This is a genomic window from Alteromonas sp. W364 (assembly GCF_031846205.1).
In the GTDB taxonomy this organism is placed as follows: domain Bacteria; phylum Pseudomonadota; class Gammaproteobacteria; order Enterobacterales; family Alteromonadaceae; genus Glaciecola; species Glaciecola blandensis.
The window spans coordinates 1-17453 of sequence record NZ_JAVRID010000006.1; the positions used below are offsets into that span (position 1 = coordinate 1).

15 protein-coding genes are annotated in these 17453 nt (G+C 41.6%); 8 read left to right on the forward strand and 7 right to left on the reverse strand.

The window, feature by feature from the left end; translation table 11 throughout:
* Positions 1 to 439: 439 nt before the first annotated feature.
* Positions 440 to 1291 (reverse strand): CDP-diacylglycerol--serine O-phosphatidyltransferase, encoded by an 852-nt coding sequence (pssA, locus tag RM556_RS10655; RefSeq protein WP_311362658.1) that lies wholly within the window; start codon positions 1289 to 1291, stop codon positions 440 to 442.
* Positions 1292 to 1594: 303 nt separating this feature from the next.
* Between pssA and xdp1 the strand changes: the two genes are divergently transcribed.
* Positions 1595 to 2485: an exosortase-dependent surface protein XDP1 gene (gene xdp1, locus RM556_RS10660; RefSeq protein WP_311374574.1), complete on the forward strand. Its 891-nt coding sequence runs from the start codon at positions 1595 to 1597 to the stop codon at positions 2483 to 2485.
* A 97-nt stretch (positions 2486 to 2582) separates the two neighbouring features.
* Entirely contained in the window at positions 2583 to 5354 is a 2772-nt protein-coding gene (gene prsT, locus RM556_RS10665) for an XrtA/PEP-CTERM system TPR-repeat protein PrsT (protein ID WP_311374575.1), read from the forward strand.
* Between the two features lie 68 nt (positions 5355 to 5422).
* Here prsT and clpB read toward each other — a convergent pair whose 3' ends face one another.
* The 3 genes from clpB to rluD all read right to left on the reverse strand — a co-directional run bounded on the left by clpB (position 5423) and on the right by rluD (position 9817).
* On the reverse strand, positions 5423 to 7993 hold the full coding sequence (clpB, locus tag RM556_RS10670; protein WP_311374576.1) for an ATP-dependent chaperone ClpB: 2571 nt from the start codon (positions 7991 to 7993) through the stop codon (positions 5423 to 5425).
* Between the two features lie 85 nt (positions 7994 to 8078).
* A complete protein-coding gene (gene pgeF / locus RM556_RS10675) occupies positions 8079 to 8837 on the reverse strand; it encodes a peptidoglycan editing factor PgeF (RefSeq protein WP_311362670.1) in 759 nt (252 codons plus the stop codon).
* Entirely contained in the window at positions 8837 to 9817 is a 981-nt protein-coding gene (rluD, locus tag RM556_RS10680) for a 23S rRNA pseudouridine(1911/1915/1917) synthase RluD (protein ID WP_311374577.1), read from the reverse strand. Before rluD ends, pgeF begins: the two co-directional genes overlap by 1 nt.
* 246 nt (positions 9818 to 10063) lie before the next feature.
* Here rluD and RM556_RS10685 point away from each other — a divergent pair, with 246 nt between their 5' ends.
* Positions 10064 to 10831, forward strand: a complete 768-nt coding sequence (locus RM556_RS10685; protein ID WP_311374578.1) for an outer membrane protein assembly factor BamD — start codon at positions 10064 to 10066, stop codon at positions 10829 to 10831.
* Between the two features lie 85 nt (positions 10832 to 10916).
* On the opposite strand, the gene RM556_RS10690 is transcribed toward RM556_RS10685, so the two are convergent.
* The 3 genes from RM556_RS10690 to RM556_RS10700 form a co-directional block, all read right to left on the reverse strand.
* Entirely contained in the window at positions 10917 to 11582 is a 666-nt protein-coding gene (locus RM556_RS10690; protein WP_311362673.1) for a ChrR family anti-sigma-E factor, read from the reverse strand.
* Entirely contained in the window at positions 11575 to 12189 is a 615-nt protein-coding gene (locus tag RM556_RS10695) for a sigma-70 family RNA polymerase sigma factor (protein WP_311362674.1), read from the reverse strand. The genes RM556_RS10690 and RM556_RS10695 overlap by 8 nt, the downstream gene beginning before the upstream one ends.
* A 93-nt stretch (positions 12190 to 12282) precedes the next feature.
* A complete protein-coding gene (locus RM556_RS10700; protein ID WP_311362675.1) occupies positions 12283 to 12849 on the reverse strand; it encodes an LON peptidase substrate-binding domain-containing protein in 567 nt (188 codons plus the stop codon).
* A 154-nt stretch (positions 12850 to 13003) separates the two neighbouring features.
* Here RM556_RS10700 and RM556_RS10705 point away from each other — a divergent pair, with 154 nt between their 5' ends.
* Genes RM556_RS10705 through RM556_RS10725 form a run of 5 tightly spaced genes read left to right on the forward strand, consistent with a single transcriptional unit; the run spans position 13004 to position 17445 of the window.
* The gene (locus RM556_RS10705) at positions 13004 to 13426 is read left to right on the forward strand and encodes a nuclear transport factor 2 family protein (protein WP_311362676.1); all 423 of its coding nucleotides are present in this window, start codon (positions 13004 to 13006) and stop codon (positions 13424 to 13426) included.
* Entirely contained in the window at positions 13426 to 14166 is a 741-nt protein-coding gene (locus RM556_RS10710; protein WP_311374579.1) for an SDR family NAD(P)-dependent oxidoreductase, read from the forward strand. The genes RM556_RS10705 and RM556_RS10710 overlap by 1 nt, the downstream gene beginning before the upstream one ends.
* On the forward strand, positions 14166 to 15446 hold the full coding sequence (locus tag RM556_RS10715) for an FAD-dependent oxidoreductase (protein WP_311374580.1): 1281 nt from the start codon (positions 14166 to 14168) through the stop codon (positions 15444 to 15446). The genes RM556_RS10710 and RM556_RS10715 overlap by 1 nt, the downstream gene beginning before the upstream one ends.
* Entirely contained in the window at positions 15443 to 16174 is a 732-nt protein-coding gene (locus RM556_RS10720) for a DUF1365 domain-containing protein (protein ID WP_311374581.1), read from the forward strand. The genes RM556_RS10715 and RM556_RS10720 overlap by 4 nt, the downstream gene beginning before the upstream one ends.
* 14 nt (positions 16175 to 16188) lie before the next feature.
* Positions 16189 to 17445, forward strand: coding sequence for a cyclopropane-fatty-acyl-phospholipid synthase family protein (locus RM556_RS10725; protein ID WP_311374582.1), 1257 nt, complete (start codon positions 16189 to 16191; stop codon positions 17443 to 17445).
* Positions 17446 to 17453: the final 8 nt, after the last annotated feature.

Genomic DNA, 17453 nt, shown 5'->3' on the forward strand with positions numbered 1-17453 from the left:
TGTGCCGTCTCAAGCGGGATGCGTATACTACCTACATCCAATTTATTGTCAAGCTTTTTTACGATTTTATTTCAATTTATTTTTGACCGAAGTCCTTAGTAAATCGAAGCCAAATTGTAATGTTGCTAGCCACTCCAACATTGTCTCTAAACTTTCGTTTGGATGTCTCCGTTGAAGTGAGCGCGCATTTTACAGACTTCTTTCATCGAGTCAAGCCTAAAGACAAAGTTTATTTATCATTTACTCAATGTATAACAACTTTACATTCAAAGGTTAAAAAACACACAAGAATTAATATTAAAGCCATGTTTTTCAGTTAGATACAAAAGAGCCAGGACAACTTAGTAGTTTGTCCTGGCTCTTTTATCGTTTATGTAGCCCCACAAATAGGGGTTACATGATCTAAAAGTTTCTTACACAGATAAGTGATATATTTGTCTTAATTTTTGCTACCCGTTTCTTCTTTATCTACAGGCATTTTTTCTTTGCTGTTATCATCCTTAATATCTGGTTCATCGCTAACCTCTTCTACTGGGTCAAAATCGGCGTCTTCCTCTGCCTCTCCGATCACATCTTCGAGAGTGACTTTATCAACAGTTCTAAATGTATTTACCGGACCAGCAATTGCGTAAAGCATAAAGACAATAAAAAGAACTAATGACGGTGCTGTTGCAACAACAATAAATATCAACATAACCACAAGAAGTGCCACGAAAGGGACTTTTCCATGCCATTCGACTTCTTTAAAACTGTTGTATTTGAAATTACTGACCATTAATAGCCCTGATAGGCCAGTCACAAGTGCAACGATCACACCGTAGTCGTTTCCATCGATATCATAATCAATACCTACCCAAACCATTCCAGCAACTAAGGCAGCAGCTGCCGGACTCGCCAAGCCTTGGAAGAATCGTTTGTCTGCGATGCCGACCTGTGTGTTAAAGCGTGCGAGTCGCAATGCAGCACCTGCAACATAAACAAATGCTGCTAACCAACCAATTTTTCCCAAATCGGCTAAGCCGTAATTATAAGCTACCAACGCTGGTGCCATACCAAAAGAGACCATATCTGCCATAGAATCGTATTCGGCACCAAAGTCACTCTGCGTATTAGTCATTCTGGCGACTCGGCCATCTAACCCGTCAAAGATCATCGCAACAAATATCGCTATTGCTGCTGACTCAAAATGATTATTCATCGACATAACAACCGCATAAAACCCTGAAAACAACCCCGCGGTTGTTAGCAAATTGGGCAGTAGATAAATACCTTTTCTTTTATTCGCGGTCATGTCGTTCAATTATTCCTCTGAGTAAAGTAATACGTAATTGTTAACTGGCTAATATTATCATACATATCAATGCAACGTTAATGAAGCGTAGTTATGCAAATGCGTAGTAATCAAAATCTATGTTAATATTCTACCGTCACTTTCTTACTACAGAGTTGTCAGCTTTTTATACACCACCTGTAGAAGGGAAACAAACATTTCACCTTAACTATTGTTTAGTATAGTAAATTTATCACTGGCTTATATTTTGCATAGGGTTATATTAATAAAATTTGAAAGTAGTAATAGAGAATTGGAATTCAAATGACTTTAAAAAAATTAGGTTTTCTTATCGCACTAACGTCGATATCAGCAACATCGTTTGCGTCTAGCCAATATGCATCTGTAGACCCTGCGTGGGATTTCAGAGCTTCATCTAACGATACGAACAGTCATTTTAGTAGCCCATCGGATTTTGGTAACATCAATCCTTTCGGTACTAACAACCAATTAAACGGTTCCGTTAACGGGATAGACTTGTCAATAACGGCTTGGTCTAGCTCTTTACACAACAACGTTTCTAGCTGTAAAGACAGCCAAGGCCAAGACCTGTGCATACAAAGCGTTGAGTTAACACGCTACAGCACGGGCCTGGGCGTAATTAATGGCGATGAGAGAGATGATACACCTAATCACTCTGTAGATAATAACAACCAAGATTATGACATGGTTCTTTTATCATTCAGTGAAAAAGTGAATATCAGTAATTTGTATACTGGCTGGAACTACGCTTATACAGATGCTGATGGCTCTAATGAGTCGAGAACACAAGGTGGCGCTGGCGCATCGATTATGGCTTATACCGGCGGCAGTATCACAGGTAATTTACCATTTAGCACAACTGACACATGGGAAAGTATTACTCATCAAGGTTGGAACTTACTAGACGCCGATACCACACGAAACGGTCGAGTGCGTAGCAGCGGCCAAAACCTGGATGTCCTACCTGTTACAAGCTCGGGTGTTTATTCAAAATTCTGGCTCGTGGGTGCAGCTCACTCTGTGCTGAGAAACGCGGGTCATATAACTGATCACATCAAAATTGCTGGTGTAGATTTTGTGAAGCAAAATACACCTAACATTCCTGCAAATGCACCAGGCATCTTAGCATTGTTTGGCGCTGGGGTGCTCTTCTTGTTAAAACGTAAGAAGTAACATAATAACTAAATTTAAAAAAGGCGGTCTTTACCGCCTTTTTTTTTGATATTATCTTGCCATTATCTGCCTGTTCCTGAGTAAAGACGTACCTACTATGAAACTTATTCCAATCATTTCCGCTCTGATTTTGTGTTTTCCAGCGCTAGCTCAAGTAAATACTGACTTTGAAAACGCAAAAACTGCATTTGATAATGGCAACCTTGATGCTGCCTATATCCATTTGAAAAACAGCTTAGATAAAGATGCAAGTCACCTTCCTAGTAAAATATTGATGGGGAAAGCCCTAGCTATTTCTTTTTATTACGAAGACGCTATATTGGAATTCGAGGAGTCCTTGGATGCGGGTGCTGATGCTAATCTCATCATCGTAGATTACGCTAACGCCCTTTTGGTCACAAAACAATACGAGACAATACTAGGGCTGTCGGCTAAAGGCTTAACTCAAGAAAACGAATCGATATTGAACACGTTGCAGGCTAAGAGTCATAACGCATTAGGCAACACGCAAAAAGCCGCGCAGTTGTTTGATAAAGTGGTAAGAATCAGCAACAATCCTGACGTACTTGTTTCAGCAGCGCGCTTTAAGATTCAGCAAGAAAATTATGATGAAGCTCAAACGCTATTAGATAACGCGCTCAGCAAAGATGCATTCAATACCGAAACACTGCGTACTCAAGCAACACTTTATAACATACTAGGCGATACCGATCGTTATGTCATTGCCTTAGAGAGTGCTATTGCAGCTGACGAAAACCAACCCTTAGTGTTGAGAGATCTTATTTCTGCTTACCTTTCTTCTGGAAAACTGGAACAAGCAAGTGATTTACTCGATAGAGTTTTAGTCAGTGCGCCAGATGACCCGATGGCTCAGTTTTTAAGTGCCTGGGTACTTACTCAAAAAGGTGATTTTGACAATGCTAACGTTAAACTCGAAGAGCTCGTCAACTACCTATCATTAATTGATGATGAATTAATGCAAGACGCTGATGGTTTGGTCTATATCAGCGGTATGTCTAATTATGCAATCAACAACTTCGAAGCTGCTAGCCAAGATTTAGAAAAGTATCTCGCGAAACGTCCTAATGATTTAAATGCAAGTTTGTTACTTGCTGATATTTATAGCCAAGAAGGAAACTATACGACCGCAGCAAACCTTTTAGAAAAATTTCAAGAAATCGCTTTAGAAGACTTAAATTTTGGCAATAAATTATGCACGATATATTTGCAAGCAGATGCCAATCACAAATGTAACTGGCTTATCCTCCAGATGGAAAAAAGTTTCGCCGGTAATCCTGAATTTATCGCTTTAAAAGCGAAAGCCTTAGCCTCTAGAGGAAAACTAGATGAGGCACTAAAAGAGCTGGACTCTATTGGCGAAGATTCTGAGGGGGCGCTGCTATCCAAGACACTGCTTAGCATTCAGGCAAACCGCTTGGTCGAAGGCAGAAAACTTGTAGAAAAGCTTTTGGCTAAACAACCTGCGAATAACGATTATAAAAACCTTCAAGCTAGCATCGATATAAAAGAGGCAAAGCTCGAAACGGCTGAAAATACGATAAATGAAATACTTGAAAGCAACAATTCACACTACTCTGCTCGTTTTAACTTAGCTTCTATCCGCTTTAGGCAGGCTCAGTATGATGATGCTTTTACTCTTTTATCGAAATTAGTGGCGGAGCGTCCCAATGATATTACTACCCTTCTTCTCAAATCGAGAGTACTTCGTCAACTCGAGCGCTTTGATGAGGCTAAGGACCAGGTATCTAACATACTGTTAATTGATAGTAGTTATATCCCAGCGAAGCTGGAGCTTGCAGAATTGTATGAACTAGAAGGTCAATATGAAGATGCTATTGCTATAGTTACTCAACTTTTAAAGAATAGCTTTTTGAATGCAAGGTACCTAGATAAACGAGCCAATCTTTACCTCGCTCAAGGTAATTTGGCAGCTGCAAGAAAAGACCTTTTAACACTATTCAGCTTATACAAAGACAATTCGTTTCAGTTACTCGATTTGATGTTATTGCAGAAAAGAGCAGATGACTTTGCAAACGCTAGAAAGAGTATCGAACGTGCCATTTCCATCTCTTCTGATGAATATGTCATTCGACGTGAATACACAAAGTTATTAATTCAAACATTCGATATGCAACTGGCAAACAAAGAGCTAGAAAAGCTCTATCAAGATTTCCCTGTTGTCGCAGACACTGATGTGCTCAAGGGTGACTATTTAGTTGGCCAAAAGAAGCTGGAACAAGCTAGTAATTACTATCTGGACGCGGTTGAAAAACAAAATTTGTTCGCCCAAGCCATGGCAAAAAGCTATCAACTCGCGCAATTAGGCTATAACGAAGAACGTTTTGTTAAACTTTTTGAATCTATCATAACAGATGATGAACGTTCTGATTTGGCTAGAAACCTATTGGGCGATTATTACAGCAAGAACGGTATGTTTACTCTAGCCAAACAACATTACTCACAAATAATCAAAAACAACTCCTATACGTTTTTACCTATTGTAATGAACAACTTAGCCAACATTTATTTGCAGGAAGATAAAATAAATACCGCGTACGACTTAGCTAACAAAGCCTATGTACTCAGCCCAAATAACGCAAACATCTTAGATACACTTGGCTGGACCCTGTCATTGCAAGGTAAATATGATGAGGCACTGAGCCTACTTCGTAAGTCTTTTGCAATGAACACAGCGACGCCTGACGTTCGTTATCATATTGCTTATACATTAGCGAAGCTAGGTCGTAAGGCAGATGCCCAAACCGAACTCGAAAACCTACTACAGTTGTTCGAGTCCTTTAGCTACGAAGAGGAAGCAAGCGCATTGTTGAAGCAGTTGAAGAGCTGAATAATTCGCTAAGACCAAGCCTCCAATGACGGTAGTGTTCTGTCAATGGAGGCAAAAGTTAGCAAAAATTACACTATAGACAAGCGTCCATCTAGCACATCAATACGCACCACTTCCTTATCTGCCAGACCATCACTTAAGAGTTTTTCCGCTAAGGGATTCTCTATCTGTGTTTGAATCGCTCGTTTTAATGGCCTTGCTCCAAACACTGGGTCAAAGCCAGCATCAGCAATGAGATCTAATGCGGCGCCAGAAATTTCAAACTTAAGCCCCATCTCTTGCAAACGCTGACGCAAACCTAACAATTGGATTTTGGCAATTGACTTGATTTCGTCTTTTCCAAGTGAGTGGAATACCACAATATCGTCTACACGATTAATAAACTCAGGACGGAAATGGTTATTCACTTCTCCCATCACCTGCTGTTTCATTTGCTCGTAACTACTGTCATCTTTATGGTTTTGAATAATGTCAGAGCCTAAGTTTGAGGTCATTATGATCAAGGTATTCTTAAAATCAACTGTACGGCCCTGACCATCTGTTAACCGTCCATCGTCGAGTACCTGTAACAAAATATTGAATACATCCGGGTGGGCTTTTTCAACTTCATCCAACAAGATGACTGAATATGGTTTGCGGCGAACGGCTTCGGTTAAGTAACCGCCCTCTTCATAACCAACGTAACCTGGAGGTGCACCGACCAAACGAGAAACAGAATGCTTTTCCATGAACTCTGACATATCAATTCGCACCATTGCGTCTTCTGTGTCAAACATGAAATTAGCTAATGATTTACATAACTCTGTCTTGCCCACACCTGTTGGACCTAAGAATAAAAATGAACCCGTTGGTTTATCTGGGTCCGCTAAGCCAGCCCGAGAACGTCTAATTGCATTCGAGACAGCTTTTACTGCTTCTTGTTGTCCAATGACTCTCTTCCCGATACTGCCTTCCATGTTGATCAATTTATCTTTTTCACCCTCAAGCATTTTACTGACTGGGATGCCAGTCCAGCGAGAGAGCACATCGGCAATTTCATTCTCTGTCACTTTATTCTTGAGCAATAGTGTTTCAGTCGTTTCCGCTTCACTGGCTTGTTCAAGCTTTAATTCGAGTTCGGGAATCCTTCCGTATTGTAGCTCGGACATACGAGATAAATCGGATGCTCGTCGAGCTACTTCCAAATCAAGCTTAGCCTGCTCCAACTCAGCCTTTATAAACTGCGTGCCTTGCATTGCTTGTTTTTCTGCACGCCATAATTTTTCTAGTTCGGCAAATTTTAGTTCAAGCTGTTCCCGTTCTAACTCAATCACTTCCAAGCGTTTATGCGATGCAGTATCGGTTTCCTTCGCCAGTGCTTGTTCTTCCAGTTTCAATTGAATAATACGACGCTCGAGCTTATCCATTTCCTCTGGCTTCGAATCAATTTGTAATCGAATGCTCGAGGCCGCCTCATCAATAAGATCTATTGCTTTATCAGGCAATTGTCTGTCGCTAATGTAACGGTTTGACAAGCTCGCTGCTGCAACAATAGCAGGGTCGGTGATATCCACAGAGTGATGTAGTTCATAACGCTCTTTTAAACCTCGCAAAATTGCGATCGTATCTTCAACCGATGGTTGATCTACCTGTACTTTTTGAAAGCGTCGTTCAAGGGCTGCATCTTTTTCAATATATTGACGATATTCGTCAAGAGTCGTTGCACCAACGCAGTGTAACTCGCCTCTTGCCAGCGCAGGTTTCAGCATATTACCAGCATCCATTGCCCCTTCACCTTTGCCAGCGCCGACCATGGTGTGCAATTCATCAATGAAAAGAATCACCTTCCCTTCTTCTTTGGCTAGTTCGTTTAGTACTGCTTTGAGCCTTTCTTCAAACTCACCGCGGTATTTAGCGCCAGCCAGCAGTGACCCCATGTCTAAGGACAATACACGTTTATTTTTTAGGCCTTCCGGCACTTCACCATTAATGATACGTTGCGCTAAACCTTCAACAATCGCTGTTTTACCTACACCTGGCTCACCAATAAGAACGGGGTTGTTTTTAGTTCTTCTTTGCAGCACCTGAACTGTTCGACGAATTTCATCGTCTCGGCCAATGACAGGATCTAATCGACCCTGTTCAGCGCGCTCAGTTAGGTCGCTAGTGTATTTTTCAAGTGCTTGACGAACATCTTCCGCGTTAGGATCCGTGACCTTTTGGCCATTTCGCATTGAATTTATCGCTTCTTCGATTTTTTCTTTTTTTACCTTCAAGCTTTTGAAGATTGTTCCCAAGTAGCCTTTATCTTCAAGTGAGGCCAACACAAATATTTCAGAAGTGATGTAATCATCTTTGCGCTGTTGCGCGATTTTATCGCTCAAGTTCAGCAGCTTAATTGAATCATTCGACAGCTGAACATCACCGCCGATCCCCTGAAGTTGCGGCAACCTCTCAATGGCTTCAGACAGAGAAGAACGCAAGCTATTAACGTTAACGTCAGCTTGGTCAAATAACGAGCGCACCGAACCGCCTTGCTGGTTCAGCAAAGCCATCATCAAATGTACCGGTTCTATATATTGTTGGTCACGACCAAGCGCTAAACTTTGCGCATCAGAAATGGCTATTTGAAACTTACTAGTGAATCTATCTAATCGCATAAATAATATGACTCCATTACTTGTATGATTAGTATTTGGTGGCGAATAAGACAACTTTCAAGTTTATTTCTTATTCAATTGTCAATCATTTGATTACGATCAAGTTTGCCATTCGCCCGCAGGCTTTGAAGTTTTGGTGCGTCGTTCTGCGATGAGAGAATAGATTGCCGCTTAAATAAGTGCACATATTTGCAAAATACTGATGCTTGACACCAACGGCTGTGAGTTTTTGACTGGCAACTAGCTGCAAATCTAATAGATACTTGTTTTCTTGGTCGCAACTTGAGAGCGATTCTGGATATGCACCAAATAAATCCGCAACATCATGCCCGACTTCAAAGTTCGAAGCGGAAATAGCAGGTGCAAACCAAGCATAAATATCAGCTTTCTGACATATAAATTGACCCAAGGTGTTTTCAATCACACCATCAATCAACCCTCTCCAGCCGGCATGCACAGCAGCAATTTGTGTTCCCGCTGCATCTACTAGCATTATCGCCATGCAGTCAGCTGTCATTACGACACAAGGCTGCGCTTTACTCTGTGAATATGCTGCATCTGCAGATATCGGTATATTAAGCTTGTCATTTGACGAAGCTTCTAAGGAAACACACTTCGTACTGTGAGTTTGATTCAGCCAATGAACTGGCTTGATGTATGGAAGTTGTTTTGAAAGGTAACTATTTAGGCGTTGACGATTTTCAGTAACATTGGCTGCATCGTCACCAACATGGGCCCCAAGGTTCAAGCTAGCATAAGGGCCCTTGCTGACGCCGCCATTTACTGTCGTACTACAGCAAATGACTTTGTCACGTAAAGGCCACTCTGCGTGAATAAGCTCCACTATATATCGATACCATTAATCTTGGTGTCTTCACGTACTTCTGCAAGCAAGTTGACAAAATCTTCAGGTAGTGGCGCTTGAAATGTCATTTCTTCCTGGCTGATTGGATGAGTGAGTGACAATTGCGCAGCATGTAAAGCTTGACGTTTAAATCCACGAAGCGTATTCACAAAGGATTCACTGGCATGTTTCGGTAAACGTGGGCGCCCACCATATAAAGTATCACCGACCAAAGGATGCTTAATATGTGACATGTGAACACGGATTTGGTGAGTTCTGCCACTTTCTAGCTTTAAGCGTAAATAGGTATAGGCACGAAACTTTTCTTTAACACGGTAGTGAGTAACTGCTTCTTTCCCCGCTTCAGACACAGCCATGGAAGTACGCTTATTCGGGTGCCGACCAATGGGCTCATCTACCACGCCACCTGCGACCATTGTGCCCATGACGAGAGCTTCATATTCTCGCCCCATGCTTCGTGACTGAAGTTGTTCAACTAAGCTAGTTTGGGCAGGCAAGGTTTTAGCAACAACCATTAAACCAGTCGTATCTTTGTCGAGACGATGCACTATCCCAGCCCGAGGTACTTGATCGATATTTGGTACTTTAGCCAATAAAGCATTCAGTAATGTACCATCTTGATTACCAGCACCTGGGTGAACGACTAAACCAGCATGTTTGTTAATAATTATGATGTGCTCATCTTCGAACACAATATCTAAATCGATATCTTGTGGAGTGTTCGTTACCTGAACTTCTTGGGTCGCTTTTATTTCGATCAGCTCCCCACTCTTTAGCTTGAGACGAGGCGTGTTGACTACTTCGCCATCAACAAGGACGTAATCAGCTAAAATCCACTCTTTTAGCTTTGAACGTGAATATTCAGGGAACAAAAGCGCTAAACATTGGTCTAGTCTTTTATCGAACATCGTTTCTGGTACTTCTGCAGAAAGATCAATTTGTATATTATTGGCTGGCATAGGTTTCGCTTAATTAAGAATAGCGGTCATTATACCAATACAAGCGCAAGAGTATAACCAGAGAATGTCATGAATCGCGAAAAGAACAAATTATTCACTCTGCCTGAGTTTAAATAAGACAGTAAATAAAGCTTAGTGTAGAATATGACGCAAGAGAATATGCGACCATAGCGAGTTACTTGAAACTAGCCATGATAGAGCAAGAATTATAAACTCAGTTATAAATAGAAAGGTAAATCGAATTCAATGAAATTCACGAAAAAAACAGGCGTAGCAATATTAGCCGCATCAATTTTTACTTTAGGTGGTTGCGCATCATCTGAAGAAGAGCAAATCCAAGCGGTTGCTAATCAGGGCGTACAAGCCTTATATACCGATGCAAGAGACAGTATGTCGGTAGGCAACTTTGCCCAAGCTTCTCAAATTCTCGGCCTAATCGATTCGACGTATCCCTTTGGTGCACACTCACACCAAGTACAACTTGATCTGATCTATTCATACTACAAAGGTGGAAAGCCTGACCAAGCCTTAGCAACGATCGATCGCTTTGTACGCTTGAATCCTAACCACGCCGATGTTGACTATGCGTACTTTATGCGTGGTGTCACAAACATGGAATTGGATAACAATTTGTTTCAAGAGTTACTTGGCGTCGACCGTGATGACCGTGATCCTTCGAAATCAAAAGAAGCGTTCGAGGATTTCCGTCGATTAATTCAGAAGTACCCAAATAGTAAATATGCTGCCGACGCAAGAGAGCGTATGTTACATATCAAAAACCGTTTGGCGAAGTATGAGATTGCGGTTGCTCGTTTCTATATGCGTCGCCAAGCCTATGTTGCCGCGGCAAACCGGGGTCGATATGTGATCGAGAACTTCCCTGATACAAGTCAAGTGCAACCTGCACTTGAGGTAATGGTGTCAAGTTATGATCAGTTAAACCTTACCGAACTTAAAGAAAACACGATGCGTACGCTGCGTTTAAATTATCCGGATAGTGAATTCTTAGATTAAGCAAAAGCCGTCACCAACATGATGGCTCTCAAACAAAAAAACACGTCAAATGACGTGTTTTTTTTTGATCAACATTCTTCAGATATTATTTGAAGAACAAATGGCTAAATGGATTTATCAATCTAGCCCAACCCGAAGTAAAGTGAAGAGGTTTATCAACGATACTAAATACCAAACAGCCTTCATCTGCTTGCGTACTTGGGCTGTGCTTGTGCTCGCCATTCATGACCATGAAGTCACCAGTGTCGTATTCTGATATACCGTCACTGAACTCACCATTTATGACTAGGGTCATTTCGCTACCACGGTGAGTATGTTCAGGTACGCTCCCGCCCTTCTCCATGTAAATGAAGTTGGCAACGGTGTCACCACCGATATCAACAGGCGCTTGCCATAGTTTACCTACAAGATGGGACCAGTTCCCGATTGAATCAGCAAAACGCGTTAAGGTACGAGGTAACTCAAACGTCTTTCCATCCAAATCGATGATATGGTTCTTAGGAGTGACTTGAATACCCGCATCAACTTCCTGAGAAGTGATCATCTCTAGCATGCCAGAAAATTCACTTTCAGTGCTGTCAATTGTTTCGGGAAACGCCACTTCTGCATTCGCTTCTATGTATAACTCAAGCTTGTTTCGACATTGAGAACACATATCGCAGTGTGCTGAAACAATAAGTGCTTCAGTAGACGATAGTGTCCCATCTGCGAACTGGCTGAGTTGCTGGATGCTGGGATGAAACTTAATCATGTGTTGCTAACATGTCCTTCAATCTTTGAAGCGCAAGTCTTGTTCGAGACTTTACTGTGCCCAAAGGAATTTCTAATTCGTCAGCAACTTCTTGTTGTGACTTTCCATCGATATAAATTGCCTCAATGACTGCTTTCTGCTTCGCTGGCAACTCATCAAACAATTCACCGACTTGCTCTAAGGTTATCTTTTCTTCGAGCGACGTCTCTTTTGGATCTGCTGTTTGCTCGCACAATATTGGCCACAGATCATCGGAACATACATCTTCTTTTCGGTTCTGCAATTTACGCAACATGTCAAAGCGGATGTTTCTTGCGATAGTAAAAATCCAAGTAGATGGAGAACCTTTCTCTGCGTTAAACAGGTGTGCCTTTTGCCAAACGTTAGACATTGTATCTTGCACAAGCTCCATTGCGATTGCCTCGTTCCCCATTTGTTTGAGGGCATACGAACGCAAGCGAGGGGCAAAGTAGCCGAACACTTTGGCAAACGAAGCTTTGCATCGTTTTTTTGCTACTGTATCTAGGTGAGCAGACATCTCAGCCGCACAATCTTTAGGCTTTCGAACGTCTGGCTTGTTATTTTCCAATGGAATTCCGATTAGCATTCAATTCAGTCCTGTCGTATTGATTACTGTAGTATACGAATCGTGATTAAGAAAGATCACTTATTAAATTCTTTCTGTTGGCTGTAATTACGATTACTCAATTAGCTGTGAAAGATACGCAACAATCTTTTTGCAGTCTTTTTGCGCGAGAAAATGCTGCTTTTGTTCTGCATCAACCGGCAGCAATTCTAACCACCGATTAATCACCCACAATGGGTCGTCTAGCTTGACCTGGTCGTATAAACCGCTAACTTCCTGATAAGTTTCAAATATCTCACCAAGTCGCTCATTCATTGGGCTCAGTTCATTAATGTCAAAGTTACACTGCCATACATCCACCGGCTCGCAACTCGCCACTCGGAGTTCATCTTTTTCGGTTTCAATGTCGTTTATGCTGACGCAGTACTGGCCTTCTACCGTAATCCCTAAAAGACCATCCTCAAGGACATCAAAATCAATCACTTTGCAATACGTTCCCGTAGGAAAGATATGAGTGTTGAGCGTTTTATCTCCCTTTGCATTCAACATACATATCACGAATCCACCGTTGCTTTCGCAGGCTTCTTTTACCATGCGAGTATACCTGGGCTCGAAGATGCGTAAGGCCATTCTCCCCTCGGGAAGAATATGTGATGACAGTGGAAATAATGGAACTTTCATAAATGTTTTCTTAACTCAATAAATTTGAACTACACTTTCATTACGGGATGAAGGATAAATAGATCGAATTGTTTAAAATTAAAAATAATTAATATCCTGATCTCAACTGTAAACAGAAGGGTACAATCACTATCATTTCGAAATTTAGAACAACATGACCGCAATACAAAAATTTGAATCGTTCTACACAGATTTAGCGTCGATGAAAATAGAACAGCTTGCCAGCGTTTACAGCAACGATGTTGTATTTATCGACCCAATAGCTGCTCATGAAGGCATCAACGCGGTTGAGGATTACTTTTCAAAACTGCTGCACAACGCGAAGTACTGCACATTCAACATACATGAAATCCAAGAAACAAAGACAAACAATCATGTAGTCACGTGGCAAATGGTATTCACATCGTCGCGCATGAACAAGGGAAAGCCAATCGCCGTTGACGGTATTACGATGTTAAAAATAGCTGACGACCGTGTCGTTTACCACCGAGATTATTACGACTTGGGTCAGATGGTGTATGAGAATATCCCACTCATCGGTCGACTAATAAAGAAAATAAAAAGGGCTTTGAGCTAATGACGACAATATTAATAACAGGTGCAACCTCGGGTATAGGAGAGGCGCTCGCAAAACTAGCCGCACAATCCGGCCACCAAGTCATCGCATGTGGAAGAAACGAAGACAAGCTTGCTGAGCTTGAGAAATTACCTTGCATCCAAACCTGCAAGTTCGACGTTACTAATGAAGAAGAGACAAAAAAGGCACTGGCTGATGTTAAATGCGACATTGCTGTGCTTAACGCTGGTACTTGCGAATACGTAGACTTACCTGAACTCGAACCAGACATGTTCAAACGCGTGTTCGATGCAAACGTATTTGGGGTTGTAAATATGATTGCGGGCCTACTGCCTAAATTGGAAAAAGGAAATAAAATCGTTTTCGTTGATAGCTTAGCTAGGCTATTGCCATTTCCACGCAGCCAAGCATACGGTGCTAGTAAAGCAGCGCTGAACTACATGGCGAAAAGCTTTGAAGTGGATTTAGCAAATAAAGGAATTAAAGTACAAACTTTATCTCCGGGCTTCGTAAAGACGCCTCTTACTGACAAAAACGACTTTCCAATGCCAATGGTGATAACTGCTGATGATGCAGCAAAATATATGCTAGATGGGATATTTAAGTCTCGGTCGAGCGTTTATTTCCCGCGTCGGTTTAGTTTTATCGTTCGCCTATTAAACCTTTTACCTGAATCCGTTCAGCGTAAACTCTGCATTGGTATGAGACAGAAACCACGGAAAGCTAGGAACAAAAAATAATGACAAAGCGCGTTGCCATCGTTGGCACTGGGATATCAGGCTTAACAACAGCCTATTTATTGAATAAAGAACATAATATTACTGTATACGAAGCCAACGATTATATCGGCGGCCATACAGCAACTAAGAAAGTCGAAGTAGACGGTAAGGAATATGCAATTGATACAGGGTTTATTGTCTACAACGATTGGACTTATCCCAACTTCATAAAGCTACTCAGTACACTAGGTGTTCCAACTCAAGCGACCGAAATGAGTTTCAGTGTTAAGAACCTGAAAACCAAAATGGAGTACAATGGGAACACCATCAACAGTTTGTTTGCTCAGCGACGCAATATATTTAGGCCAGCATTTTGGCGTCTAGTGCTTGATATTGTAAAATTTAATAAACTTTGCAAAGCTCATATTGAAAATCAAAGGTCGACTGACAATATAACGCTTGCTGATTTTATAAAACAGCACAAACTCAGTGATGTTTTTACGCAAAATTACATCCTCCCGATGTGCGCTGCAATTTGGTCCACTAGCTTAGAAGCTTCAGCGAATTTTCCATTAGCCTTTTTCCTTAAGTTTTTTAATAACCATGGACTGCTCAATATTACTAATCGCCCTCAATGGTACACGCTCATCGGCGGCTCCAGCGAATATATTGGTCCGTTGACAGCATCATTCAAAGATAAAATCTTACTCAACTCACCCGTTCAAAGCGTATCGCAAAAAGATGGAAAGTTTATAGTCACTAGCGGTGAAAATGCACAGACATTTGATGAAGTCGTTTTCGCTTGTCACAGTGATCAGGCCTTAGAAATTCTAAGTTCCGATGCATCCAGTGAACTTGACCTCGATAGCTACTCGGCAGTGTTGAGTGAAATCCCCTACTCTATGAATGAAGTCGTTATGCACACTGACACAAGTATATTGCCAGAGCGGCCGCTTGCATGGGCTAGTTGGAACTATGAGATAGAGGGGGCTGCTTCTGAATCCACCAGACCAGCGGCGATCACATACAATATGAATATCTTACAAAGACTGAATAGCGATACCACGTTCTGTGTCAGTCTGAATAACACTGCGGCAATTGATCCAGCGAAGATTCTCGGTACGTACCATTACGCTCACCCTCAGTTTAGCCCTGCTATGGTCTCTGCTCAGGAGCAACGCGAATTAATTTGCGGCAAAGAAGGCATCCATTTTTGCGGCGCTTATTGGTATAACGGCTTTCATGAAGACGGTGTACGCAGTGCGCTTGATGTTTGCGAAAGGTTTGGAGCAAGCCTGTGAGCGAAACGCTAGAGTCTGGTATTTATCACGGCATAGTGCATCATCAGCGCTTTGTGCCAAAAATACACCGCTTTAACTATCGTATTTATCTGTATTGGCTCAAGCTAAGCGAACTCCCGACATTGAATGAGCGAGTTCGTGGATTTTCAACCGAGCAAAAAGGGTTCAGTCCTGTTAAGTTTTTACGACCAGACTTTTTAGGTGAGCCCACTTTACCGATTGAAGAAGCCGTATTGCAGCGAATGAATGAGCTTCATGGCAGCCACCTTGAAGGTGAGGTGTTTTTTCTTGGCCAAATAAGAACATTTGGGTGGTATTTTAGCCCAGTGAACTTCTACTATCTACGTAATAAACAAGGATATTTCACACACATGCTAGCTGAAGTGAGCAATACTCCTTGGAATAAACGTCACCATTATTTAGTAGACCTCGATAAACAAGAAAACAATGACAAAGCGTTTCACGTTTCGCCATTCAACCCGATGGATATGCAGTATCAGTGGCGAATCAAACAGCCCGCAAGTAAGCTAAATCTGCACTTAGCCTGTATAAAGGACACAAAGCATTTTGAAGCAGCATTAGATATGGAATTGCAACCACTAAACAGTCAAACATTACGTAGCGCCTTGTTATCCATTCCCAGCATGACTATCAAAACTGTCGCTGGCATTTACTGGCAAGCTCTTAAGCTATTCTTTAAACGCGTACCAATTTATATGCACCCATGAGGTAAGGATTAAATATGTCACATGGTGAACAAACACTTCCCAATTCAGATTCAATGTCATTTATGGACAAGACCTACCGTAGTCTATTTGTAAAAGCGTTACAGAATATGCCTGAGGGTCACTTAACACTAACCGAAAATGGACACTTGGTCGCCCAGTGTGGCGATCCAGACCAAGACTTACACGCTGAAGTTAATATTATTGACACCCGTGCCTACAAAAAATTATTGCTCGGTGGTAGCGTTGCATCTGGTGAAACTTTTACAGAAGGTTGGTGGACAACGCCAAACCTGACCAATGTAATCAGAATTTTTGCTCGTAATTTAAGTACGCTCGACGAATGGGAAAATAAGTTTAAATGGGTAACGATGCCTGTCATGAAAGTACAACACTTCATGCGCAGAAATAGCCGAGACCAAGCGAAGAAAAACATCTCAGCTCACTACGATCTTGGAAATAAGCTTTACACTAAGTTTTTAGACGATTCCATGATGTATTCTGCAGCTATTTATCCAGACGCAAACGCCACTCTGGCCGAGGCGCAGGAAAATAAACTGAGATCAATCTGTGATAAGTTGCAGTTAACACCCAGCGACCACCTTATTGAAATAGGCACTGGTTGGGGCGGTTTAGCAATATTCGCGGCAAAACACTATGGCTGTAGAGTCACAACCACCACTATCTCAGATGAACAGTATGCCTATGCTCAGGACTGGGTAGCGAAAGAACAACTAGAAGACAAAATTACACTACTAAAGAAAGACTATCGCCTGCTTGAAGGCAAGTTCGACAAATTAGTGTCGATCGAGATGATTGAAGCGGTTGGCAAAGCCTACCTGCCAAACTTCTTTGAAAAATGTTCTAGCCTTCTTAAACCGCAAGGTTTAATGGTGTTACAGGCGATTACTATCGATGATCGTCGTTATGACAGTTACTCAAATAGCGTCGACTTTATTCAAAAGCATATCTTCCCAGGTGGCTTTTTACCTTCTCAATTAGCAATCAATCAGTTTTTGAAAAAGAAAACCGATATGAATATTCGAGACCTACACGACATTGGTTTGGATTACGCTAAGACCTTGAGAGATTGGCACACCGCATTTAATGAGAACAAGCAAGCACTGGAAGCAGATGGTTATGATGAACGTTTTGCTAGAATGTGGCAGTACTATTTGAACTATTGTGAAGGTGGTTTTTTAGAGCGTGCTATCAGTACAGTACAGTTGGTGCTGAGTAAACCTCACTATCGAGCTGAACTGGATCGCGCATAGGTGAATAG

What these genes read in the sequence shown, in the direction of transcription:
- pssA (WP_311362658.1), bottom strand. Translation starts at nt 1,291, where the DNA reads ATGACCGCGAATAAAAGAAAAGGTATTTATCTACTGCCCAATTTGCTA.
- RM556_RS10725 (WP_311374582.1), top strand. Translation starts at nt 16,189, where the DNA reads ATGTCACATGGTGAACAAACACTTCCCAATTCAGATTCAATGTCATTT.
- RM556_RS10695 (WP_311362674.1), bottom strand. Translation starts at nt 12,189, where the DNA reads ATGCTAATCGGAATTCCATTGGAAAATAACAAGCCAGACGTTCGAAAG.
- xdp1 (WP_311374574.1), top strand. Translation starts at nt 1,595, where the DNA reads ATGACTTTAAAAAAATTAGGTTTTCTTATCGCACTAACGTCGATATCA.
- clpB (WP_311374576.1), bottom strand. Translation starts at nt 7,993, where the DNA reads ATGCGATTAGATAGATTCACTAGTAAGTTTCAAATAGCCATTTCTGAT.
- rluD (WP_311374577.1), bottom strand. Translation starts at nt 9,817, where the DNA reads ATGCCAGCCAATAATATACAAATTGATCTTTCTGCAGAAGTACCAGAA.
- RM556_RS10700 (WP_311362675.1), bottom strand. Translation starts at nt 12,849, where the DNA reads ATGAAAGTTCCATTATTTCCACTGTCATCACATATTCTTCCCGAGGGG.
- RM556_RS10685 (WP_311374578.1), top strand. Translation starts at nt 10,064, where the DNA reads ATGAAATTCACGAAAAAAACAGGCGTAGCAATATTAGCCGCATCAATT.
- RM556_RS10690 (WP_311362673.1), bottom strand. Translation starts at nt 11,582, where the DNA reads ATGATTAAGTTTCATCCCAGCATCCAGCAACTCAGCCAGTTCGCAGAT.
- RM556_RS10715 (WP_311374580.1), top strand. Translation starts at nt 14,166, where the DNA reads ATGACAAAGCGCGTTGCCATCGTTGGCACTGGGATATCAGGCTTAACA.
- RM556_RS10705 (WP_311362676.1), top strand. Translation starts at nt 13,004, where the DNA reads ATGACCGCAATACAAAAATTTGAATCGTTCTACACAGATTTAGCGTCG.
- RM556_RS10710 (WP_311374579.1), top strand. Translation starts at nt 13,426, where the DNA reads ATGACGACAATATTAATAACAGGTGCAACCTCGGGTATAGGAGAGGCG.
- prsT (WP_311374575.1), top strand. Translation starts at nt 2,583, where the DNA reads ATGAAACTTATTCCAATCATTTCCGCTCTGATTTTGTGTTTTCCAGCG.